The sequence below is a fragment of the Vibrio sp. Vb0598 genome (assembly GCF_033338935.1).
Classification (GTDB): Bacteria; Pseudomonadota; Gammaproteobacteria; order Enterobacterales; family Vibrionaceae; genus Vibrio; species Vibrio alginolyticus.
The window spans coordinates 1-1,034 of sequence record NZ_JAWOTP010000308.1; the positions used below are offsets into that span (position 1 = coordinate 1).

Here is a 1,034-nt window from a genome sequence, read left to right on the forward strand (position 1 = left end):
ATTTGCTACGCGATGTTGTTGCTGGCCGCAATCGTGAACTGCGTATTGCTGCTGTGGATGCGATGACGACTAACGAAACCTTGTGGTTTCGAGATACTTATCCGTTCACGGTTTTAGCTGACAAACTATTGCCAGAAGTTGCGGCAAATAAACGTCCAATTAAAATTTGGTCTGCGGCCAGTTCATCTGGTCAAGAACCTTATTCAATCGCGATGACAATTCTGGAAACGCAACAGCGTAAGCCAGGTTTGCTGCCAAGTGTTTCCATCACAGCGACGGACATTTCTGCAAGCATGCTCGAAATGTGTCGTGCAGGTGTGTATGACAACCTAGCTTTAGGTCGTGGTCTTTCGCCTGAGCGTCGCCGCACTTTCTTTGAAGATGCAGGCGATGGCCGTATGAAAGTGAAAGACAACGTTAAACGTTTGGTGAACTTCCGTCCTCAAAACTTGATGGATAGCTACGCACTGATGGGTAAATTCGACATCATTTTCTGTCGTAATGTGCTGATTTACTTCTCTCCAGAGATGAAATCTAAAGTGCTTAACCAAATGGCGAGCAGTTTAAACCCTGGTGGTTACCTATTGCTGGGTGCGTCAGAGTCGTTAACCGGTCTGACTGATAAATTTGAAATGGTGCGCTGTAATCCAGGTATCATTTACAAGCTTAAATAGCGGTATCTCTTATTTGAAAACAAAGCCTGACCTCGTGTCAGGCTTTTCTTTTTCTGCATTCTTTCTTTTGTCTACATGAGATGAGCTTTCGAGTTTCCCCTCGCTAATCTGTTGTCGGACTTTGCCCTGTTCCCTCTGCAGGGTGTATCTTTATTCAAGTAAGCGAAGTGATACGACATTCCAGTTACTTTGGCTTGCTTATTGCAATCTAAAACGTCAATAGCTGATAGGTGCTTTAGCGTTTCCGGTTTTTGGCACGCTAATTGCTATTTAGTTATTAATAACGGTCAGTTCTTAATTGTAGAGGCAAACATGGCTATATCTTTTGACAATGCACTAGGCATCCACCAGCACACGGTG

At 44.1% G+C, this 1,034-nt stretch carries 1 protein-coding gene; it reads left to right on the top strand.

Translation table 11 applies throughout. The annotated features are described in order from the left end of the window. A partial coding sequence (locus R7Q38_RS24895; protein ID WP_318114744.1) for a protein-glutamate O-methyltransferase occupies positions 1-674 on the top strand: 674 nt, incomplete at its 5' end. Positions 675-1,034 lie beyond the last annotated feature (360 nt).